The sequence below is a fragment of the Tateyamaria sp. LSS28 genome (assembly GCF_059611725.1).
In genome coordinates this window covers 360,835-383,001 of sequence record NZ_JCAPFI010000006.1, presented here as the reverse complement: position 1 = coordinate 383,001, position 22,167 = coordinate 360,835, and the positions used below count along the sequence as shown (strand labels likewise).

19 protein-coding genes and 1 pseudogene are annotated in these 22,167 nt (G+C 56.8%); 15 read left to right on the top strand and 5 right to left on the bottom strand.

The features are described from left to right. Positions 1 to 121 precede the first annotated feature (121 nt). The 4 genes and pseudogenes from AC53L6_RS19655 to AC53L6_RS19640 all read right to left on the bottom strand — a co-directional run. Positions 122 to 400, bottom strand: a pseudogene (locus tag AC53L6_RS19655) (fasciclin domain-containing protein); the annotation flags it as partial. Positions 401 to 980: 580 nt separating this feature from the next. Next, on the bottom strand, positions 981 to 2,186 hold the full coding sequence (locus AC53L6_RS19650) for an MFS transporter (protein ID WP_496909053.1): 1,206 nt from the start codon (positions 2,184 to 2,186) through the stop codon (positions 981 to 983). Continuing rightward, positions 2,179 to 2,967, bottom strand: coding sequence for a hypothetical protein (locus AC53L6_RS19645; protein ID WP_496909052.1), 789 nt, complete (start codon positions 2,965 to 2,967; stop codon positions 2,179 to 2,181). Before AC53L6_RS19645 ends, AC53L6_RS19650 begins: the two co-directional genes overlap by 8 nt. Before the next feature lie 1,010 nt (positions 2,968 to 3,977). After that, complete coding sequence (locus tag AC53L6_RS19640) at positions 3,978 to 5,828, bottom strand: sensor domain-containing protein (protein WP_496909090.1); 1,851 nt, start codon at positions 5,826 to 5,828, stop codon at positions 3,978 to 3,980. A gap of 834 nt (positions 5,829 to 6,662) precedes the next feature. Between AC53L6_RS19640 and AC53L6_RS19635 the strand changes: the two genes are divergently transcribed. Continuing rightward, positions 6,663 to 7,508 (top strand): M15 family metallopeptidase, encoded by an 846-nt coding sequence (locus AC53L6_RS19635; RefSeq protein WP_299204500.1) that lies wholly within the window; start codon positions 6,663 to 6,665, stop codon positions 7,506 to 7,508. A 63-nt stretch (positions 7,509 to 7,571) separates the two neighbouring features. Here the strand turns inward: AC53L6_RS19635 and AC53L6_RS19630 are convergent, their stop codons facing one another. Continuing rightward, positions 7,572 to 8,231 carry a hypothetical protein gene (locus AC53L6_RS19630; RefSeq protein WP_299746984.1) on the bottom strand — a complete coding sequence of 220 codons (660 nt, stop codon included), beginning with the start codon at positions 8,229 to 8,231 and terminating at the stop codon, positions 7,572 to 7,574. 279 nt (positions 8,232 to 8,510) lie between these two features. On the opposite strand from AC53L6_RS19630, the gene AC53L6_RS19625 reads away from it, so the two are divergent. The 14 genes from AC53L6_RS19625 to tssG all read left to right on the top strand — a co-directional run bounded on the left by AC53L6_RS19625 (position 8,511) and on the right by tssG (position 22,154). Then, positions 8,511 to 9,200, top strand: coding sequence for an RNA polymerase sigma factor (locus AC53L6_RS19625; protein ID WP_299705997.1), 690 nt, complete (start codon positions 8,511 to 8,513; stop codon positions 9,198 to 9,200). Beyond that, entirely contained in the window at positions 9,163 to 9,837 is a 675-nt protein-coding gene (locus AC53L6_RS19620; RefSeq protein ID WP_496909051.1) for a zf-HC2 domain-containing protein, read from the top strand. The genes AC53L6_RS19625 and AC53L6_RS19620 overlap by 38 nt, the downstream gene beginning before the upstream one ends. Continuing rightward, positions 9,834 to 10,991, top strand: a complete 1,158-nt coding sequence (locus tag AC53L6_RS19615) for a S8 family serine peptidase (RefSeq protein WP_299604757.1) — start codon at positions 9,834 to 9,836, stop codon at positions 10,989 to 10,991. Before AC53L6_RS19620 ends, AC53L6_RS19615 begins: the two co-directional genes overlap by 4 nt. Continuing rightward, complete coding sequence (locus AC53L6_RS19610) at positions 10,988 to 11,968, top strand: peptidoglycan-binding domain-containing protein (RefSeq protein ID WP_496909050.1); 981 nt, start codon at positions 10,988 to 10,990, stop codon at positions 11,966 to 11,968. Before AC53L6_RS19615 ends, AC53L6_RS19610 begins: the two co-directional genes overlap by 4 nt. Before the next feature lie 53 nt (positions 11,969 to 12,021). Further along, positions 12,022 to 12,894: a Tll0287-like domain-containing protein gene (locus AC53L6_RS19605; protein WP_299604751.1), complete on the top strand. Its 873-nt coding sequence runs from the start codon at positions 12,022 to 12,024 to the stop codon at positions 12,892 to 12,894. Further along, entirely contained in the window at positions 12,887 to 14,230 is a 1,344-nt protein-coding gene (locus AC53L6_RS19600; protein WP_496909049.1) for a serine/threonine-protein kinase, read from the top strand. The genes AC53L6_RS19605 and AC53L6_RS19600 overlap by 8 nt, the downstream gene beginning before the upstream one ends. After that, positions 14,223 to 15,257 (top strand): type VI secretion system protein TssA, encoded by a 1,035-nt coding sequence (gene tssA / locus AC53L6_RS19595; RefSeq protein ID WP_496909048.1) that lies wholly within the window; start codon positions 14,223 to 14,225, stop codon positions 15,255 to 15,257. The genes AC53L6_RS19600 and tssA overlap by 8 nt, the downstream gene beginning before the upstream one ends. Positions 15,258 to 15,310: 53 nt before the next feature. Next, on the top strand, positions 15,311 to 15,817 hold the full coding sequence (gene tssB, locus AC53L6_RS19590; RefSeq protein WP_496909047.1) for a type VI secretion system contractile sheath small subunit: 507 nt from the start codon (positions 15,311 to 15,313) through the stop codon (positions 15,815 to 15,817). A 3-nt stretch (positions 15,818 to 15,820) separates the two neighbouring features. Further along, positions 15,821 to 17,314, top strand: coding sequence for a type VI secretion system contractile sheath large subunit (gene tssC / locus AC53L6_RS19585; protein ID WP_299705980.1), 1,494 nt, complete (start codon positions 15,821 to 15,823; stop codon positions 17,312 to 17,314). A 44-nt stretch (positions 17,315 to 17,358) separates the two neighbouring features. After that, positions 17,359 to 17,895: an Hcp family type VI secretion system effector gene (locus tag AC53L6_RS19580; RefSeq protein WP_299204533.1), complete on the top strand. Its 537-nt coding sequence runs from the start codon at positions 17,359 to 17,361 to the stop codon at positions 17,893 to 17,895. Between the two features lie 76 nt (positions 17,896 to 17,971). Further along, complete coding sequence (locus AC53L6_RS19575) at positions 17,972 to 18,805, top strand: type VI secretion system accessory protein TagJ (protein WP_299604739.1); 834 nt, start codon at positions 17,972 to 17,974, stop codon at positions 18,803 to 18,805. Continuing rightward, positions 18,798 to 19,295 carry a type VI secretion system baseplate subunit TssE gene (gene tssE / locus AC53L6_RS19570; RefSeq protein WP_299604737.1) on the top strand — a complete coding sequence of 166 codons (498 nt, stop codon included), beginning with the start codon at positions 18,798 to 18,800 and terminating at the stop codon, positions 19,293 to 19,295. Before AC53L6_RS19575 ends, tssE begins: the two co-directional genes overlap by 8 nt. 4 nt (positions 19,296 to 19,299) lie before the next feature. Further along, positions 19,300 to 21,174, top strand: a complete 1,875-nt coding sequence (gene tssF / locus AC53L6_RS19565) for a type VI secretion system baseplate subunit TssF (protein ID WP_496909046.1) — start codon at positions 19,300 to 19,302, stop codon at positions 21,172 to 21,174. Continuing rightward, the gene (gene tssG, locus AC53L6_RS19560) at positions 21,138 to 22,154 is read left to right on the top strand and encodes a type VI secretion system baseplate subunit TssG (RefSeq protein WP_496909045.1); all 1,017 of its coding nucleotides are present in this window, start codon (positions 21,138 to 21,140) and stop codon (positions 22,152 to 22,154) included. The genes tssF and tssG overlap by 37 nt, the downstream gene beginning before the upstream one ends. Positions 22,155 to 22,167 lie beyond the last annotated feature (13 nt).

Genomic DNA, 22,167 nt, shown 5'->3' with positions numbered 1-22,167 from the left:
GCGGCGAACAGTCCAAACAACGGGCCGCCCAGCAGGATCAGGACCAATAGCCGTCGTACCGGAATGACAACTGCCTTGCCTCGCATGTGCAGGACTGTAAGTATCGGTATCACGATGAGCCCAGGGCAGCAAAGGCGTCATTGACGGGTGCGAACACAGTGAACGGACCTTCGCTCATCAAGGTGGCAACGAGGTCTGCGGCTTTGACGGCGATAACCAGTGTCGTGTGGCCCGCCGAGTTCACGGCGTTTTCGATGATGTTCTTGTCGGTGAACATGGGGGCGCCGCCCACATCCGGGTTCACGGCATGAGAGGCGGTAGCGCTTTCGCTTTGGATTCCCGTTTTCGTTGCTACTGTTGTTCTAGTAACTGAACTTGAGCATCTTCGATTTTCGCTCATTGCTAACGGTTTTCTGACAGCAAAGCTTGTCTATGCTGTTGTGTCATTGGCCGATGCTCCCTTTCTCCGCTCTGGTGCATGGATTGTGGGCTTTGCAGCTTGGGGCTGTTTGGAGCCGATCATCATGTTCGCAATTTTGCGATGAACCTTAGATACAAGACTTCCAGACCCTGGTTTTCCGTAACATTTGCTGGAACTGCGGTGTTGCGATCTGTCATGATCTTATCTGTAGGATTGTATGCTATCAGACGGGCTTGGAACGGTTTTGAAGCACTGCGGGTGGCGCACAGCGGACCGTTCAAGCCCGCGACGGCCAACCGCTCCGCTCCGCGTTGCAATCTTCTGGTTTACTGAAATTCTGTACGATGCCCAGTCCGAGGAAGCCACATCACACGCGTCAGGTTGCGACTAATGACCGGTATGACGACCGCAGCGCAGTTGGGGAGGTAGTCGTTGGATGTTTCCTTTGGCCGTTACACTATAGATTTGATCTACGTTTTGTACCGCTGCTAACAATGGTAGAAACTTTGCTCAATGAAACTCTGCCTGAAGCCGCTTATCAGCGGCTTCAGGCAGAGTTTCATGTGTGATTAGTTGGTAACCTGAATACCGTGACTGTACAAATCGCAGCAGCGAAACAACATGCGCAAATTACCGGGCCAGCAACGGAAACTCCCGTTCCGGCAAGGGATACGACCGCAATAATTCCGCCCAACCGTGCAAGGGTTATATCCAAACTGGCGGAAATCGCGCTCAGGCCCTTGGGCGCGTGTCGTAAGATTAGCTGCGTTGAAGGGGCGTTGCTGCAAGCCAAACCGGCTCCGACGAGGATCGTTGAGCCCATAAGTAGAAAAATGTTCTCACTGTAAGATAGCAGCAGACCAGCCGCGATCAGAAGAGGAGCTGCAAGCATGATTGTTTGGACGTGATCTTGATCGACTTTGTTACGCAAGAGCGCGCTTAAAGCTGAGAAAGTCAGCCACAACGTCGAAAGCATGAAACCAATTATTGTCGTCTCGGCACCCATTTCTGAAAGCCATAGCGGAAGTCGGAACAAAAAATAGGTAATCGCTCCATAAGTGAAGAAAACGTAGGCGAGCGTCAACCACAGGTGTCTGGCACGAAAAATCGCAAAGTACTCTGGTGTTTCAGTTTGCAGCTCTTCCGGTTCATCTGCAGTCGGCGCCGACACATGGAAAAGCAATGCGAGGGCCGCAATGGTCGCTATAAAACCGAACGCGAGATTCCAGTTTCCTACTCCGAGTATGCCGCTATAGACCAGCGGTGCGAAAGCAGCTACGTAACCGGCAAGGCTTCCCCATAGTATGAGTATTCGACCTGGTTTTCCAGGCGCGTTCCGTGTGAGCAAGACCGGGACCAGAGGTGAAAACACGCCGGCACCAAATCCCTGAAATATACGTCCAACGATCAGCATCTCGGCATTGATTGATGCGGCGAGTAAAATGGAGCCGGTGAGAAAAGCGAATACGCCACACCCGAAAACCCTAGTCGTCTTAAGTGCGTCGCCGAACAGTCCGCCGACTAGAACGCCTACTGTGACTGCAACGCTGTAGGAATTGAATACCCATGCCAATTCGCCAAGTGACAAGCCAAACTGGGAACGCATTGATGGCAGCAATAGAGGCACCAATGTCAGTTCCATCACGAAAGCGACGTGAGCCGCGACGGGGCCGTATATTGCTGCTTGGCGCATGGCGCTCGCAGCATAGGGTGCGCCATGATTTGGTCCGCTGGCTCTCATGGTCGAATGATGGGGGTCAGGCATTCGCTACCGAACTCAGATCCGCCATTTGAATGGCGGGTTTCGGTTCGGCTGGCTTGGTCAAAAGACTATCCGGGCGTTGCAGGTCTTTGGTCGCTTGAGCGAATGAACTTGCCAAGTCCTTGGCGCTCATCCAGATCAGGTAGTCTTCGTCTGTTACCTGTTGGTCCGGGCCAATCCAACGCCCCGCTTCGCAGTGTATGTAGCCGTAGCGAAGATGCGCCCCCTTGGCAGCCAAAGGTTTCGGGACAAACGCAAACACAAACGAGGGATCCCAAGCGATTACGGTTAACTCAAGCAGGAGACGCGAGAGGAGCGCCGTCGCGCCTTGGCTGCGCGGACCGGCAAGCCCCTTGGCACGCAGCCAAAAGTCCCCTTGGTAGCCGACCTTGCCTGTAATCGTATTGAGTGCCTCAGGTCCCGAAAAAAAGGTCTGATCAGGGTCAGGCGTCGAGTCAGGGGTGATGTATTTGTGGCGGTGGAGTTCCAAATGTGTCGCCAATGATACTCCGGACAAGTCAAGAATTCGCACAGCTTGGGTATGGACCAATTCGCCATCCGGGTCGAAACCGCATATCCAAAAGCCGTTGTTGTGATCAACATAGGAGCTCGCAACGTCGAACATCGGATAGATCGGCCCTCGATCGATTTGCCGGTTGCGAAGGGCGCGGTACTCTTGAAAATCGTCACAGATTTTGACTCGAATATCCATCTCTTCAAGATCGCGCAGAACCCCAGAAAAACGTGTGATAACTTCAAATAGACGACTTGGTCGGAGGCCCATGTTGATGGCTTTCTGTGACAACTTTAAACAAATACGTAGTAGTGGTTGGATCTACGTAGTAGTGGCTAGATCACTTATTGGTTAATGAAGTGTTACCGCAGCCTTGCTGCCCGTTGCTGACGTTAACCGATTTTCCGTGCGCTCCCCGTGGATTGGATTTCTGCTGATCGGCTGTAACGGAAGATCAAGGGCTTCAATCGGCGTGATCAATGATGTTTCGGCCAGTTGAGTATAAACTGCAAAGCCCTGAGCGCAGGGAGATCCGCAAGTAAGTATCAATTCTACTCGAGTTCGGTCGAAACAGGTCTCAGGTTTCCACCCTATACCCCGTAGCCTCTAGTGTACGCAGGTTGAAAGCCTTTCAAATCAGACAAATCTTGGGCGAATGTGTTGAATTGAACAGGATTGCCGAGGCGGTGTGCTCCAGCTAAGTCATTCAAAGAAAAGATTTTTGGTGATCTCTTCCGAAGAAATTCATGCGACGATTCTCCGCAATGTGCATTCAATTCCTTCAGAGCCGCCAAACTACGGCACCTTCAGGGCAAGTGCTGAACATGTGCCCCATTTTGGCCAAACCACACCAGAATACTGCCTCCAAAAATGAGGTCTGTTATGAGCATCCACCAAATTTTTAACGCGCTTGATGACGTTTCTTTACTGCCATTTGGCGCGGTGAACGTCCGCACAGGCGCAGCCGTAGAAGGTCCAGGCGGGCGATGGGTTCCATGCGCATCAGCGGTCGCTGAAGGAGTTTATCTTCCCTGTGTCTACGAGGTCGGACCAGGCCGCAGGCAGGTATGTGGGGCCAGTGTTACCTTCCCGTCGGAAGATGAGGCTTTTTCTCGGGCAATGGAACTTGCCGTGACGGCCTCAGCATAGGCGCGATCTTTATTGCATTTGATAATCACCAGACTGATTGTGCTGCGGACGATCATGGGCGCTGTCGATATAGCGAGGGAACAGATGGCCGCCGAAAAAGACTGTCCGCGTTTCAATAATCGCAAAGCCGGTTAACCGGTGATGTACCGCGCCCGATCCGGTTCAATTGACATCGCGTCCGGCCAGAACAAACCGCCATTTTCAAACAGTCTGTTGCGTAGGTCTTCCAAGCTCATGGGCTTACCGAAATGAAAACCCTGCAGGTAGTCGCAGCCCATGTCGCTGACGATACGCGCATGCTCTTCGGTTTCGACACCTTCCGCAACAATACGCATCCCAAGGCTCTTACCAATGCCGACAATCGAGGCGACCAGCGGGCGTGTGCTTGCTTCTTCCACGACCGGCTGAATGAATTGACGATCGATCTTCAGAATGGACGGTCGGATTTCCAGCAACCCCCGAACGGAGGCGTGCCCGGTGCCAAAATCATCAAGCGCGATGGTTACGCCCAATTCGTCCAGCTCATCTATCGTCCATCGAACAACTTCGCCTATGCGATCAAGATAGACTGACTCAAGGATTTCGATGGTCAATCGTTCGGGGGCGATACCGGAACTACGAATGTCATGAATAAATGTTGGATCGGCCAACCGAGCGGCAGATACATTTACTGCGAACCGCGGAAGGTGTACGCCGGCTTTGTCCAAACGCGATAACGCGTCTTTCAAGCACGCAAACATGATTTCATCGATTTTCTTCAAAATTCCAATGTTTCGCGCTGTATCCAAAAAGGCTCCGGGTGCCAGAACGCCTCTGGTCGGATGAGCCCATCGTACCAATGTCTCGGCGGAGGCGATCATTCCGGTTTCTGCATCAATAAGGGGCTGGAAGTATGGGATGAACTCTTGCCGTTCACAGGCCAGCAACAAGTCCGACGCCAGTTGCTTGGTGGCGATTGACTTGGCGTGCATCTTTTCGGTGAAAAAGGACCATCGTCCCTTGCCGTGTTCCTTTGAGTGATACAAAGCTTCATCGGCATCAGCGACGATCCTGTCGGGATCATGCATGTTTGTTTTGGCGATCGCGACCCCGATACTGGCGCCACATGCCGTCGATTTCCCTTCACACAGGAAGGGGGTTTGCATCCGCGACACAATTTCGTCGGCGAGACTGCTGATTTCCAATGCGCTGTGTCCGAGCGGGCGCAGAATTGCGAATTCGTCACCCCCCAACCGCGCGACCAAATCGTACTCGTCCGTGAGCTCGCGTAGCATATCTGCGACAGAAACGAGCAACCTGTCGCCGGCATCATGCCCGAGTGTGTCATTCACGAACTTAAAGCGATCCAGGTCGATATAAAGGACAGCAAACTCTTTCCCATGCTGCTTCAACTCTTCGATCCAAGTCTTCACCTCAACTTCAAAATGCCTGCGATTTGAAAGCCCGGTGAGCGCGTCTTCATTAGCGTCCTTGGCCACAGATTTGGCCAGTTCGTGTAGGCGCGTGTTCTCTTTCTCCAAGCGATGTACTTTATCGAGCGTCTTGGCGTAGCTTCCCACCTCAACAGGGCCAGCCAGCGGCTGAGCTTCTTTAGAGAGACCAGAGGGTCGTTTCCCCAAATCAATGATAGAGCATAGCCACCAATGATCGCCCGTTGCGGGGTCGGACAAGTGGGTCCAACTCATTCGCTGCCAATACGTTTCACCATTCTTGCGATTATTCGTTGCTTCAGTCGAAAAGTTTTCCCATCCCATCAGTTTTTCAATGATGTGGAGGTGTACGCCCTGCTCAAGGTCAGCGCCGATCAAGATCGTGCCGCGTTGCCCTAACGCTTCAGCGGCGCGATACCCCGTGATCTTGGAAAATGCCTTGTTGCACCACCGCAATATCATGACGGCTCCGTCATCGGCGTCGGCTGATGCAAGAGCGAGACCTTCGTTACACTTGTCATCGACTTGATTGAAGATCTCAGGCGGTATCATGTTTTTCCTGCTTGCAAACGCAGTTTTCATAGTCGTTTTGCTGACAGAAACCGTTAATACGGCAATACAAAATATCTTTTTTTGTCGAAAAATTATTGCATTAAGTCGTCGCGCCTTAAACTCACTGCGTGCACCACAACCCAAGACCTGAGGTCTTTTGGCACAGCGCTCTGCAGCAACAATATGCATGAACTAATGGCCGCTTTTGCGCTGCGCTTCGCAACCGGCGAACTGATGGTCTAACCCCCTGAATATCGATTATGGGGCGGTCTTCTACGTGAGGAGATAGAAGATTTGTTCGCAACATCGGCCGAACCATCATGGGAAAAACAAGGCTTTTTGTGCGGCCATGATGCACCCCGAGATCGCTCTTGAACGCCGCGGCAATTGAGCCGGGCAGATCGTTTTGCGCGAGAGCATGTTGCAACTGATCTGCGGCAACGGAGTCTGTGTGTCAGGTCTTCTCGACAAAATTCACATAGTTGAGCTGGCGCTGGTCCCGCGATGTTTCAAACTGCCTTGCCGCTTTCTGTTCAGCGCATAGTTCGAGCGCCTCGGGGACTTCGACGCTTCGTGTTGATTTCTGAGGAATCTCCTCCATTACCATACCATGAACGCCGGCATCCACGAACCTGCCGCGAGACGTTGCGAGCTAACCGCCGAAACTCTTGGTCTATGCCATCGGGTAGGATGTCGAAACTTCCAAAGATAAGCCCTTTCGATCTAGGGGCTTTCGGCATTTTATAGGCAACGGAGCGAACCTTTTCATCGGGAATTCGTACCTACCAATGAGCAACGTCCGTGCAGGGTGTTTGTTGCACAGGAGGTTGCCCGATGACCAATCGATGGAAGACTGTTGCTACGGGGTCCTTAGCGGCACTCACTATTTTGGCGGCTCCTGTTCTCTGGCAGATTGCCGACGTCCGGCGTGAGACGGATTCCGAAATAGGTTCGCTCGCAGCGCTGCAAGCAGAGACACGGGCCCTGCGGAAAGAGCTTGAAGCATTGCGCGCACGTGTGGATGGGCTCGACTCGCGGACTTCCATCGGGATAACCGCCTTGCAGCGGACCGCGTTGACGGCCACTCCCGATTTGCCACCAGAACGTTCAGAGCCGGCGGCTGACAGGCCGCGCGACAACTATGCGCAGGTGGTTCTGATCGCAGATCGGAGGTCAGTCAACGACGGGTTGTCGCTCGCGACACCAAGTTTCCTGCGCCAAACCTTTGGCTTGCCGCGCAACGATCTGAACGACGACTGCCAAAGGTTGACGAACCCACGCCTCCGCGACCTGATCGCGAACGAGCCCGTGGGGCCGATACGTGTCCAGTTGCTGGCACCGGCCGTGGCTTCCCTGCGCAAGGTCTTTGCAGAGGTTGAGGCGCTAGAGCCCGAGCTTTACAAGCGCATCGCGTCGTCCGGGTCGTTGTGTGTGCGACTGATCCGCGGGTCGGCTGCGTCGGCGTCAGCCCATGCTTACGGTTTGGCGGTGGACCTTAACATCGATGGGCAGCTGGACAATTTTGCCGACGGGCGTACCCAACTCGGCCTGATCCTGTTGGCGGATTTTTTCAAGAAGGAAGGTTGGATCTGGGGGGCAGGTTTCTCCCGCGAAGACTCAATGCACTTCGAAGTGAGTCGCCAAAAGATCGAGGAGTGGCAGCGTCAGGGGCTTTTGTGATTGGCCCTTTGCTGCAGATGAACGGACCGACCTCGCAAAAGGTCGGCCCATTACGTGTTCCACTCAGACGGCGATCCGGACTTTATCAAACTCTTTGATCACGTCTGCGGTCTTGGGGAAGGCCACAGCGTGGCGGGGGTTCTTGCCCTTCATCTCTTTGTCCATCTTGGCCTTGATCGCGAGATCCACACAGGATTTGGCCAGGCCGGCCTTTCCGAGCATCAGATTGACCTTGGCATCGGCCAGATGTTGACCCGCTATCGGGGGGTACTTCAGCTTGGATGCCAGCGAAGAGCCGTCGACCTGGGTGCCGACGTAATTCTCGTAGCTGTGCGATTTTTTCCAGTTCGGAATGGCCTGATTGGTCACATAGTTTTCAGCGTGTGCCTGCGCCTTATTAAACGCATCCATAACGCCCGGGCTTCGTGATCCGGCGTAGTGCGCATCATCGCGTGACAGTTGCTCGCCGCGCTCCTGTGCCGTTTCCAACTCTGCTTGAACCGCTTGAATGTACGCCCTTTGCGCATTCTTTCGGTAGGTATCAAGACCGGGCAGCTTTACCTTCGGTTTCTTGGACATGTACAGGTCGTAGATGGCTTCGGGCTTTGGTTTGGCCGTTATGAAATCCAGAAAGTTTTCCATCTTTTGCTGCTTCAAATAGCCCGCGAAGAAGATCATCTTCGACTTGTCTTTCATAAGCTTGGTGAGTTTTGGGTTCGGCATTCGTGCGCTCCTTTAGACGAACCGTGCAACTGTCCGTTAGTCCGGCGCACAGCGGAAATGGTTCAGTCCTGACCGGTGATCCATGTGGCCAGTGGCCCCTAAGGTGCTGGGACGGCAGTTTTGTGCTGCGGCGACCCTGGTTGGGCATTGCGGTCTGAGCGTCTGAAGAAAAGAGCATTTTATCCATGCACGGATGCAATTTCCACGCTTTTTCCAACGGTTCATCCATCGTTGCACTCAACGGTTCCACCCTAGCGTGAACCGGCGACAGCACTGGGCGTGATCCAGGGCGCGCAAAAAATCTTCTTCAATCGTGAACCTTTCGGCGCCGCCCGGGGACTAACGATCACAGTTAGGGAAATGAGCTTCATGTGGATGTTGAAATCTATTAAGACCACTGCGAAATCGCCCGCAGCGCTGAGCGATGATGCTCTGATCGCGGCTGTGGCCCAAAGTGACGTCGCAGCGTTCGAACAAATTCATAAAAAGTATTTCCCGAAACTGATGCATTTCGCCCGCCGGATCACCGGCAATGCTGAGGCTGCCGAAGAGGTGGCCAATGATGTGTTGATGACAGTCTGGCGCACGGCAGATCGGTTTGAAGGCCGCTCAAAACCGTCGACTTGGATTTTCGGCATCGCCTACCGCGTTGCAATGAAGCAGCGTAAAAAGCTAGAGCGTCGCGCAGGCGACGTGGAACTTGATGAGGGCATGATTGCCGCCAGAGACGACACAGCCGAAACTGTCATCCGCGGCACTGACCTGAAGAATGCGCTGGACCAGCTTAAGCCAGAGCTTCGCGCCGTCGTCGAACTGACCTACTATAACGGTTATCTTTATACTGAGATCGCCGAAATCCTTGGTTGCCCGGTGGGCACTGTGAAAACGCGCATGATGACCGCAAGGCGGCGATTGCGCGGTATCCTATCTGATGACGAACAAACAGGCGGAGAACATGCAGTTGCGTGACAATAATTCAAACGGTCCGCAAAACGACCATGAGGAAGTGTGGGATCTGATCCCGTGGTATGTGAATGGCACGTTGCCAAACACGGATATCGCGATGGTTGAGGCCCATGCCAAGACGTGCATTGCTTGTTCGGAAGAGATCGGGCGACAGACTGTGCTGGCGCAGAAAGTGGTCAAGACAGACCCTTTTGATGTGCCCTTGCAGCGCAGTTGGGAAACCTTGCGCGGGCAGGTCGAAGCCGATCTACGGGCGCGGACGCCGGTCACACCCAAGCGTGGCTGGCTAGAGGCGATGCAGGGGCGCGGCAGGGGTATGTTGGGCGGATTGGCCATCGCGTGCCTTGCTCTGGTGTTGGTGGCGGTCCAGTTTGGCGGCCCCGGGCAGGACGATTTTGTCACCCTGACAAGCGAGCCCGCATCCGATGCACCAACCATTCAGTTTCAACCTGCATCTGACCTGACACAGGCCCAATTGACCGAGCTTTTGACGCCTTTGGGTGTTGTGGCTGTGACCGGTCCTTCGGCGGCTGGAATCTATTCGGCCACCTTGGCTGAGGATGCCGATGTGGCGGCTGTATCTGCGGTCATGATGGCGCAGGACCAGATCATCTTTGCCGCACCGGAGGCTGGCCAATGAGCCGGTTCATCGCCTTCTTTGCTCTCGTGGGGTTGATCGGGTTTGCCTTGCCCCGATCCGCTGCTTCACAGGACTGGCAACTGACGGACGCGAACACATTTGCTCCGGCCAACTATCTCATTCTCACTATCCCTCAGGATGAGCCGCAAGCACTGGCAGCCCTCGCTGATACGCTGGCGGCTGATTTTGGCGTGTCGTTGGCTGCGGAATGGTCGCTCAATGCGCTTGAAGTGCATTGTTTTGTCTTTGACGCCCGCAATGTGTCTGACGTGGACGGGCTGATTACTGCGATGGAAACGGATGCCCGTATACGCACGGTCCAGCGCCTTCGCAGCTTCAGCCTGACCGAAATGTTCCACTCCGATCCCCTTTTGCCACTGCAATGGGCGCTGCAGTCGATGCGGGTCTTGCCGATCCATGCCTCATCCTTGGGCGAAGGGGTGCGAGTCGGTATCGTTGACAGTGCGATCGACAATCACCACCCCGATCTGGCCGACCAAATGGTTGATCTGTTTGATTTCGTTGCCGCTGATCCTGTTCCGCTGGCCGAAGCGCATGGTACTGCGGTCGCAGGCATCATTGGTGCAGCAGCCACCAACGAAGGGATCGTCGGCGTGGCGCCTTCGGCCGACATGGTGGGCTTGCGCGCCTGTTGGCAGCAAGATGGGGCGCCGGGCGTTTGCAACAGTTTTTCGCTCGCGCGCGCGATCAACTTTGCCATTCTCAATGACATCGATGTTTTGAACCTCAGCATCGGCGGACCTGAAGATCCACTTTTGACGGAGCTGATCAATGTCGCGCTGGAAGCCGGTATCGTGGTGGTTGCAGCCTCGGGCGAGGGGCAAGAATTGGTCTATCCTGCCTCTTTGGACGGCGTGATCGCTGCGGGGCAGGTGGCCGGGCGCAGCGTGCCTGCCCCGATGGTCGACGTACTGACAACGGCGCCGGGGTCAGCCCATCGCTATGTATCAGGATCCTCCATCGCCACCGCCCACGTGTCCGGCGTGGTCGCGCTCATGCTCTCCCAGGACCCGACCCTTACATCCGCCGCGATTTCGGAGCGGCTGAATGGATCGATCAGTGACGTTGAAACGCTGCCTATGCTGAATGCCTGTACCGCTATTCTGGGTCCAAGCGAGGCGTGTGCGCTATGAGGCGCGCCGGTCTTCGTGCTTTGTGGACGCTCGCGTCCGTTACGCTGTTGGCGGTGGCACCCGCTGTCGCGCAAGATGCCGTACGGGTCGTTGGGATGGTCGTCTCCTCAGGCGCGGATGCTACGCGGGCCGAAAGCGCGCTGCGCAGTCTCAATGCCTTAAATGCTGAAGTCCTACAGGTCAGCGCACCGAGCAATGCAGAACTCCGTGCGATGATGCGGCGGTTCTCGCAGGAAGCGGCGCAAGCAGATGCGGCAGTGGTTTTTCTGGACATGCCCGCGGTGCGCTTCGAAGAGCGGATTTTCGTACTGCCGGGCAGCGCGCGGCTGAACCGGTCGACTGACATCTTCACCGAGGCTGTTCCACTGCGTGCCTTCGCGCGGATGACCGTTCTGGCCGAGAGGGGTGGGGCGGTGATCTTGTCCTCGGAAGCGCCGTCTGACTTGCCGGAGGGGGTGGAACATGCCGACGTGGCCTCGGCTCCTCTGGTCGGGTCCAGCGAGATTTTGGTTGTCCCGGCACAACAGGCAAGCGGGGTTCTTGATGTTCTGAACGAAAAGACCGACATCACCCCCAGCGTGGATTTGCGCGCTGTGCTTGAGGACATGTCGCTGGTGCCGGGTGCTACGCTTTCTGCTGTGCCTGCTGATCCAATCGTACTGCGTTCGCCGCCGGTCATTGCGCGCGTACCAATCGAGCCGGTTGTCATTCCAGTGCCCGAGATCATCGAGGACGCCGAAACCGTGACCCCGACGACAGAGGCTGAACTTGCGATCCTCGAACAATCCCTGTCACCTCCCGTCAAGCGCGACCTTCAGCGCGCGCTGCGCGCCTCCGGTCATTATCGCGGTCTGATTGATGGAATCATCGGGGTTCAGACCCGTGAGGCGATCAAGGGTTTTCAGGTTGCGCGCTCGGAGGCCGATACCGGGCTGCTGACCTCAACACAGCTTTTGGAACTTTTGGCACGGAAATGAACCTTGTGCCCCTTTGAGGGGACTCACCAGACAGACAACAATGGTGAGAACACATGGGGCTTCGGTTCAAATACAATCTGGTTCTGGTCTCGGCCAGCGTGCTTGGTATCGTGGCAGCCGCCGGTGCCAGCTACACGCTGGTGCGGGAAAGTGCGCTGCGAGACGTCGAGCGCGAGGCGCAACTGATGCGCGCCAATGCGACTGCGGTCCGCAATTACACCCTCGCGCATATCGAACCTCTTTTGACCGATGACGGTGACATCCTGTTTCAGCCCGAAGCGGTGACATCTTTTGCCGCCCGCACGGTTTTCGAAGCCGTCACGGCGGAGTTCCCGCAATACTATTACAAGGAGGCGGCCCTTAATCCGACGAACCCCGAGGATCTGCCCACACCTGCCGAAGCCGACATCATTGAGCAGTTTCGCGAAAATCCTGACCTCACCCAGCTTTCTGCACGGATCGAGACCGACGCAGGGCAGCTGTTGATGATGGCCGCGCCGATCACGATCAACAATCCCGGCTGCCTCAATTGTCATTCCAGCCCTGACGTGGCGCCACCCGCGATGGTGGACCTGTATGGGTCGGTCAACGGGTTTGGCTGGGAAATGGGCGAAACCGTGGGGGCACAGATCATAACCGTGCCGCGGTCGCTGATTGTCGAACGGGCCAAGGAAACGGCCCTGATGGTTACCGTGGCCCTGGGCGCCGCGTTCACGCTGGTTTTCGTGTGGACCAACATCCTCCTGAGCCGGGTGGTCATTCGCCCGGTGTCATACCTGACAAAAATGGCCGAGCGGGTCAGTATGGGCGACTTCTCTGTGCCGGAATACAGCCGCAATTCGCGCGACGAAATCAGCTCGCTTGCGCAGTCGTTCAACCGGATGCGCCGCAGCCTTGATCGCGCGATGGGGATGATCGATGACTGATCATACTGTCATAGCGCCGCAAGGCCCCCAGAAGATCGGAAAGTACCGCATCCGGGCCAAGCTGGGCGAGGGGGCAATGGGCGTGGTTTATGATGCCCATGACCAGGACATTGACCGCTTTGTCGCGATCAAGACCGTGCACAAGCACCTGATTGATGCGGCGGGCGAAGAAGACTGGTTGATCCGCTTTTCCCGCGAAGCGCAGGCTGCGGGCAGGGTGCTCCACCCCAATCTGGTAACCATCTTTGATTATCTGGAGCAAGACGGCCGACCCTATCTGGTGATGGAGCGGCTCGAGGCCAAAACCCTAGAAGACCGCATGTCCGAACCTCAGTCTTTGAGCCTGACAGAGGTGGCCGCGATCTTTGGGCAGATTTTGGATGGTCTGTCTGCCATACACGAAGCAGCGATCGTGCACCGCGACATGAAGCCCGCCAACATCATGTTGACGGCTAAGGGCGGGGTAAAGCTGACCGATTTCGGTATTGCCCGCTTTACCAAGATGGACCGCACCAGCGCTGGCATGATCGGGACGCCTGCCTATATGGCGCCCGAGCAATTCTCGGGTGACGAGGTCTGCGCCAGATCCGATATCTATGCGACCGGCATCATTCTTTACGAGATACTAACAGGGCGACAGCCCTATCGCGGCGGCGGGATCACGGCGGTCATGCTTGCAAGCAAGGGCGAAAGCGTACCGCCACCTTCGACCCTTGCGCCGGACCTGCCTGTCGCTCTTGACACGGTGGTGATGACGGCGATCTGCCCTGATCCCAAGGGTCGGTACGCCAGTGCGACAGAGATGCGCACGGCCCTTTTGGCGGCGGTCAGCACGCATGGAGCTACGCTAACGGCATCCCCCGAGGTCGGTGCACCACGTTCGTTAGAAACGATGATTGGCCGGTTGTCTCTCACGACAATGCTGCGGCTGGAGGAAAGCCTGGTGGCGCGCATCGGGCCCATCGGCAAGCTACTGGCCCGCCGCGCGGCACAAACGGCTGTGACGCAAGAAGACCTGTTGCAACAGATACTCGGTGAAATCAGCGATCCGTCCGAACGCGAGGTTCTGCGTCATACGGTGGCCAGCCTGATGACCGCTGACCCAGGGCGTGCGCAAGGCAAGTTGAACGAGGACGATCTGAAGTCCGTTATCGCGGCTTTGACCCCTCATCTGGGTCCCATCGCTGGGACGTTGGTGCGACGCCAAGCGGCGCGCTCGCCCTCGCTGTCGCAACTGTTGGACACCATGACCGAAGCGATCCCCGACACCAGCGACAGGGCCGCCTTTCTAGAAGTCGCCCAAACCCAAATTGCAAAAGGACCCCGCCATGCTTGACCTGAACGCGCTGATGGAACCCATCCGTGACGACGCGCCCGGTGGGGATGATCTGGAATATGACGACGATTTCATCGCTCTTGAGATGGCCAGCAAACCGTCCGAAGAGCGGGTGATCGGCGATAACGTGATCCCAGCCGAAGATCCCGATTACGATGACGTTTCTTCCAAAGCTGTGGCCCTGCTGGAGCGTACGCAAGATCTGCGTGTCGCGGCGATCCTGGCAAATGCGCAACTGCGCACAATCGGCTTGCCCGGGTTTCGTGACGTGCTGCGCTATGTCGAGGGATGTCTGAAAACCCACTGGGACAGTGTGCATCCCCAGTTAGACGAAGATGATGGCGACCCCACGATGCGGGTAAACGCGGTGCTTGCGCTGTCGAGCCGTGACGTGCTGTTGCGGTCGCTGCGCCAGGCGCCGCTGGTCGATAGTCCGACCTTTGGGGCCTTTTCATTGCGCGATATGGAGGTGGCTGGCGGTGAAGCCAGCCCGCCTGCAAACGCGACCAGGGTGATTGATACTCAGACCATTGCCGCCGCGTTCCAGGATGCGGGCCGCGCGGACGTCGGCCAAACGCTTGAGGCAGCGGCCGACGCGCTCGAAGCGGTTCGGGCGATATGTGACGTCTTTGATGCAAATGTCGGTGCGGCGGGGCCGGACCTAGACCCCTTGCAGAAAATGCTGGACGACATCTGTCGCAAGCTCAGCGTTTTTGCGGATGACGGTGCCGTACCTGAAACGCTTGAGCAGGCGAGTGAAGCTTCTGCTGCCGTGCCGCAATCGAGCGTCCTTCACAACGCGGCAATCACCTCACCTCAGGATGTCAAAGCGGCTCTGGACCGGATCATGGCCTATTACGCTCAGTTCGAGCCCTCAAGTCCGCTGCCTGTCCTCTTGACCCGCGCTAGGCGTCTCGTTTCGGCCGATTTCGTGACGATCATGAAGGATATGGCACCCGAGGGGGTGGGGAATGTCGCTTTGATCGGCGGATTTGAACCCGATGAGGGGGATGAGGGCACTTACTAACGGGACTGAGCCCTCGACGGGTGTTTTCAGCCGCGACAGAAAAGGAAAACAGCATGGCCAGTAGCCAGAAATTCATCGCCCGCAACCGCGCGCCCCGTGTCCAGATCGAATATGATGTGGAGCTTTATGGCGCGGAGAAGACGATCCAGCTGCCCTTTGTAATGGGTGTGATGGCTGATCTGTCAGGCAAGTCCGAGGACCCATTGCCCGCCGTGGCAGACCGCAAGTTCCTGGAAATCGATGTCGACAACTTTGACGACCGGATGAAGTCGATCAAGCCGCGTGCCGCTTTTTCGGTGCCCAACACGCTGACGGGCGAAGGCAACATTGCCGTCGATCTGACGTTTGAGCGGATGGACGATTTTTCGCCTGCGGCAATCGCAAACAAGGTCGAGCCGCTGAAAAAATTGCTCGAGGCGCGAACCCATTTGTCGAACCTGGGCACTTACATGGACGGAAAGACCGGCGCAGAAGACCTGATGGCCAAAGTCATCAATGACCCTGCTTTGCTCAAGGCCCTGACTTCGGCGCCTGCCGCGACTTCCGAGGATGAGGAATAGGCCATGACCGACGCAACCGAGACCACAACAGAGACGCAAACACAGACGATTTTTGCGTCGTCCGACTTTGCTGAGCTTTTGCAAAAGGAGTTCCGCCCCAAATCCGAGCAGGCGAAAACCGCAGTTGAAGAAGCGGTGAAAACACTCGCTGAACAGGTACTGGAAAACGAGGCACTGGTGTCTGATGACGCATTGCGTTCGATCGATGCGCTTGTCGCCGAGATCGACACGAAGCTGACCCAACAGATCAATCACATCCTGCACCACGCGGATTATCAGAAGCTGGAAAGCTCTTGGCGCGGTTTGCATTTCCTTGTGAACAACACCGAAACTGACGAGATGCTGAAGATCCGGTTCATGGATCTGTCCAAAAAGGACCTGTCCAAGACCTTGCGCAAATTCAAGGGCACCGCATGGGATCAATCCCCGATTTTCAAGAAGATCTATGAAGAGGAATACGGGCAGTTTGGCGGCGAACCCTATGCCTGCCTTGTCGGTGATTACCACTTCGACCACAGCCCACGGGACGTTGAGATCCTGGGCGAGATGTCCAAAATCGCGGCCTCTGCCCACGCGCCATTTCTGGCTGGCGCTGATCCCACGCTGTTACAGATGGACGGTTGGGACGAGTTGGCCAATCCTCGGGATCTGACCAAGATTTTCCAAACCCCGGAATACGCCGCGTGGCGCTCTCTGCGCGAGAGTGAGGATGCCCGTTATCTGGGTCTCGCTATGCCGCGTTTTTTGGGACGTCATCCTTACGGAGCGAAGACCGATCCGGTTGAGGAGTTCGCCTTTGAGGAAGACACCGAAGGTGCACATTCAAACAAGTATTGCTGGGTGAATGCATCCTACGCGATGGCGCGGAATATCAACCGATCCTTCAAGGAATATGGCTGGTGTTCCCGAATTCGCGGAGTGGAATCCGGCGGCACTGTGGATGGGCTTCCCACCCATACGTTTCCGTCTGATGACGGCGGTGTTGATATGAAGTGCCCGACCGAAATTGCCATTTCCGACCGGCGCGAAGCTGAGTTGGGCAACAATGGTCTGATGCCTTTGATCCATCGCAAGAACACCGATACGGCGGCCTTTATCGGGGCGCAGTCCCTGCAAAAGCCAACCGAATACGACGACAGTAATGCTACTGCTAACGCGAACCTCGCGGCCCGGCTGCCATATCTTTTCGCGACCTGCCGGTTTGCGCATTACCTCAAGTGTATCGTGCGCGATAAAGTCGGCTCTTTTGCCAGCCGCTCGGACATGGAGCAGTGGCTGCAGGACTGGATCAGCAAATATGTCGATTATAACGAAGAGACCTCAACCGAGGAAGTGAAGTCGCGCAAACCGCTCGCTGCAGCCGAGGTCGTGGTCGAAGAGGTCGAGGGCAACCCCGGCTACTACGACAGCAAGTTTTTCCTTCGTCCTCACTATCAGCTGGAAGGCCTGTCGGTCTCGCTCCGCCTCGTGTCCAGATTACCTTCTGAGGTCGAATAACCTCTCTCTATCAACGCCTTAAAACCTGAAGAAAGGACCGTAACATGTCATTTGACTCATTCCTACGCTTCCCCAAAAACAACATTATCCGTGGGGAAACACTCGACGAAGAAATGGCCAAGGAAGGCGCATTTCAGATCACTCAATTCAGCTTTGGTGCTGAAAACAGTTCGATCATCGACTCGCAATCTGGCGGCGGTGGTGTTGGTAAAACCGACTTTCAGGACTTTACCTTCGACAAGCTGACCGACACAGCATCTGCTGGCCTCTACCGGGCCTGCGCGACGGGCGATCACCTTGATGAAGCCGTTATGGAATGCCGTCGTCAGGGCGCTGGCAGCAACACTGGTGGCAAGCACTTCTTCATCGTGCGCTTCAAGACCGTCATCGTGAAATCGATGACCTGGTCGGGGTCGGGTGATGAACTGACCGAGAGTATCACGCTGGCTTACGGTGCCAAGCAGATCGAATACCGACGCCAAGGCAAGGACGGCAAGATGATCAAACCGTCCGGCGGCCAGGGCGAGGCCGAGTGGAGCAAGGTTCTCAACAAAGAGAAATACGAGGTCCAGAAGGCATAAGCCGGACTTCGCGTCCCGGGTGCTTCATCTCCCCAGCGCCCGGGGTCAACTCCCTCAAACCATCGAGGCATGAACCATGTCTGCGGAAACCCTGCTCAAATCCGGCGACCTGCCTGGTGCACTGTCCGCGCTTCAGGCTGAGGTGCGTGCCAATCCTGCTGATGCGCGGCGGCGGGTGTTCCTGTTTCAGTTGTTGTGTGTCGAAGGCGAATGGTCTCGTGCTGTGCAGCAGCTCAAGACGTGCGCAACGCTCGATCCGGTGGCCGTGCCCATGGCCCAAATGTACCGCGAAGCAATCGTTTGCGAGGTTTACCGCGAAAAGGTTCTGCGCGGGCAAACTCCGCCACCCTTTGACGAGGACGCGCCGTCCTGGCTTTCGGTGCTTTGGGATGCTTTGAAAAAGGAACTCAACGGTGATGCCGAGGGCGCCGAGCGGCTACGGTCCATGTCCCTGCGCGCGGCGCCCGCCACGGCGGGCAGTGCGAATGGCACCAGCTTTGACTGGATCGCGGACGCAGATCCGCGCTTTGGCCCGGTGCTGGAGCTCATCGTGGATGGCAAATACCTTTGGCTGCCCTTTGCAGAATTGCGTGGGCTAAAGGTGCATCCACCCCGCGATCTGCGCGATGTCGTCTGGACGCCTGTCACCCTGACCCTTGTGAACGGTACCGAAAGTATAGGGCTGATACCGACGCGCTATCCAAACACGCATGAACACGGCACGCCTGTACAGAAGTTGGCCCGTGCCACCGACTGGTCCGACCCCGACGGCATCACCCCTCGGGGCCTTGGTCAAAGGATGTTTTGCACCGAGGCCGACAACCTGCCTCTGATGGAGTTGCGCGAGGTCACGTTTCACCATGCCGATACACCCGCCAATCAATCGCTGAAGCAGGTCAGTCATGGTTGATCGTGCGCGACTTGAGCGTTTGCAGCCTGCACTGCTTGACCGACTTATCGACGATGCGCCGGATCAGCGCGTCGAGACCAACGCGGCCTGGATCATCGACATCAACCGGTTACGCGACATAATCCAACGCGACCTGCATTGGTTGCTGAACACCACAAATCTGCAGGCTGACACCGATCTTGGACCGTTCCCGGAGGCTGCGCGCTCCGTGTTGAACTTCGGCATCGCCGATGTGTCTGGAATTACAGCCACCAATACACGCGCCATAGAGATCCAGCAGGCGATCCGCGTGGCGATCGAACAGTTTGAACCGCGCCTTCTGCCCAACACGCTTGAGGTGGTGATCCATGAACAGAAGGATGTGCGCGGCGGGTTGTTCTCTTTCGATATCCGGGCCGAGCTGTGGGCGGAGCCCGTGCCGCTTGATCTCTATTTGCGCACGCAACTTGATGTGACGACGGGTGAAGTGACCGTCCATCGCCAAGGATAGCGTCATGGATAAGCGCCTTTTGAATCACTACGAGCAAGAGCTGACCTTCATTCGGGAAATGGGCGACGAATTCGCGGCGGCCTACCCAAAGGTTGCCGGGCGACTGGGCATGGGGCAGTTGGAAGTGATGGACCCCTATGTCGAGCGATTGATGGAAGGGTTTGCTTTTATGGCGGCGCGCGTCCAGCTGGAGCTGGAGCAGCAAAATGCAAACCTGACCCAGAGCCTGTTCGAGACGGTCTATCCCCACTACTTGGCGCCGATTCCGTCCATGATGATTGCAAGACTGGAACCTGATCCGGGACAGGGCAATCTCGCGGCCGGCGTCGCCGTGCCGCGCGGCACCGAATTGCGCGGGCGGGTGCGCGATTCCGTCCAAACCGGAATCATCTACACCACGTCCCAAGATGTCACACTCTGGCCTTTGGAAGTCACCGAGGTGGAATACATCGATGCGCGCGGCGACCTTGTTGCGGCGGGCGTCGGTCGCCACGCCCCGGCCAAGGCTGCATTGCGCCTACGCTTGCGCCGCACGGATGGCGCCCCTCTGGCGGAGTTGCCGTTAGATCGTTTGCGGATGTTTCTGACGGGCGCTGCGGCAGAGCCTTGGCGGCTGTACGAGGCGATCTTAGGGCAGGGGATCGGGATCGCGGGCCGGTCGACCGACCGCCGTGACGATTGGAATAAGTATCTGGGTGCCGAAATCTCTGCGTGTGGATTTGGCCCGGAAGAAGCCCTGCTTCCGACGCCGGGCCCCTCGTTTGATGGCTACCGGTTGCTGCAAGAGTATTTTGCGATGCCGCAGCGGTTCTTTTTTGCTGAGTTTGGGGGGCTGCTGCAGGCGGTGCAAAGAACGACCGAGGCCGATCTGGATCTATATATCCTTCTGCGCGAAGGCTTGCCCGAGCTTGCATCCGTCACGCCTGCTAACTTTGACCTTCATGCCGTGCCGGCAATCAACCTCTTTCGCAAGCGATGTGATCGCGTGCATGTCGCGGATACGCAGGTTGAGCACCTTGTGACGGTGGACCGAACCGCGCCCATGGATTTCGAGGTTTATCAGCTTGAATCCGTTGCGGGCATCGGGGGTGATCGTGACGCGGATGTGCAGTTTCACCCATTCTACAGTACAGAGGATTTCGGGCCATCAGGCGAAAAACACACCGCCTACTACAGTCAGCGACGCCGGCTGCGCCAGCCTTCCGAGCGTCAGCGCATGGCTGGATCGCGCACATCCTACCTGGGGTCGGAGCTTTATCTGACCCTCACGGACCAAACGCAGGCACCTTATCCTGCAGCCGTCAAACAGCTTGCAATAAAGGCGCTTTGTACCAACAGGGATCTACCGCTGCTGACGCCAGTGGGTCTGGGCGAGACGGATTTCACACTGCCAGAGGGCGGCTCGGTCAAGCGCGTGCGAGCGATTGTTCCGCCGACCCGCCCAAGGTCTAGCCTTGCCGAAGGCAAGCAGGCCTGGCAGCTCATCTCTCATCTCAGCCTCAATTACCTGTCCTTGGTTGACGCCGACCGCGGCAGCGGGGCAGCTGCCCTACGCGAGATTATCGGACTGTATGCCACGCTGGGGGAGCCCGCGTTGGCCAAGCAGGTCGAAGGTCTCTCGACCGTATCGTCCCGTCCCATTGTCAGACGGCTTGCCGATGGCGTTCTGAGCAGCGCGGTGCGAGGTCTGGAGATCCGGGTTGGCTTTGACGAAAGCTGTTTCGAGGGGACGGGCTGTTACCTTCTGGGTTCGGTGCTGGAAACCTTCTTTGCCAAATACGTGAGTCTCAATAGCTTTACCGAGACTTGTATCCATTCATCACAGCGCGGGGATATCGCCAGATGGCCAGCCAAGAGCGGACGGCGGGTCCTGATCTGACGCGAATTGCCGCGCTGATCGAGGCTCCCGAGAAATTCAACTTCTTCCAGGCACTGCGGCTGATCGAGGCGGTGCGTCAGGACGGGCCGCGCCTAGGCATGTCTAGTCGCCCGTCCGAGGACCCAGTGCGCTTGGCTCAGGCGGCGGACCTTGCGTTTCCACCCTCTACCATCAAATCCTTCACCGAGGATGAGGCTGGTGTGCCGAAGCTGACGCAGCTCGCCTTTGGCCTTTTTGGTCCCAATGGTCCTCTGCCACTGCACATGACTGAATTTGCGCGCGACCGTCAACGCAACATGGATGATCCCACGATGGTCGCCTTTGCGGACATGTTTCATCATCGGATGCTGTCGCTGCTCTATCGGGCCTGGGCAAGCGGGCAACCTGCCGCCTCGTTCGATCGGTCGGAGGATGACGCATTTGGCCAAAAGGTCGGAGCGCTGGCAGGTTTCGGATGCGACGCGCTGGAGGGGCGCGATGCCATGCCTGACGTGGCAAAGAAGCATTTCGCTGGCCTTCTGGCCGCTAGCCCGCGTAGCGAGGCGGGTCTGACAGCCATAGTAACCCAGCTTTTTGATACTCCTGTCGAAGTCGAAAGCTTTGTGGGCAGTTGGCTGCATCTGGAACCGGGCGACCGCGGACAGCTTGGAAACGCTTTGTTGGGCGGTGCTGCCAGTCTGGGGGAAAAGACCTGGTCCCGTTCCGCCTGTTTTCGACTGCGCATCGGTCCCCTGTCGCTGGAGGAGTACAAGCGGCTCTTTCCCGGAGCGCCCGGTTTCAAACGGCTTGCGGCGATCATTCGAACATATGTCGGCGACACCCTGGAATGGACCGCCAATCTGATTCTGGAAGCTGATCAGGTCCCCCCTTCGGTACTTGGGCAGGCTGCAACACTTGGTCGAACCAGTTGGATCGGGCGACGTCCGGCCCTCGATGCGGATGATTTGATCCTCTCTCAACCTTGCCAACACTCCCTTTGACGGCCCCCACAGG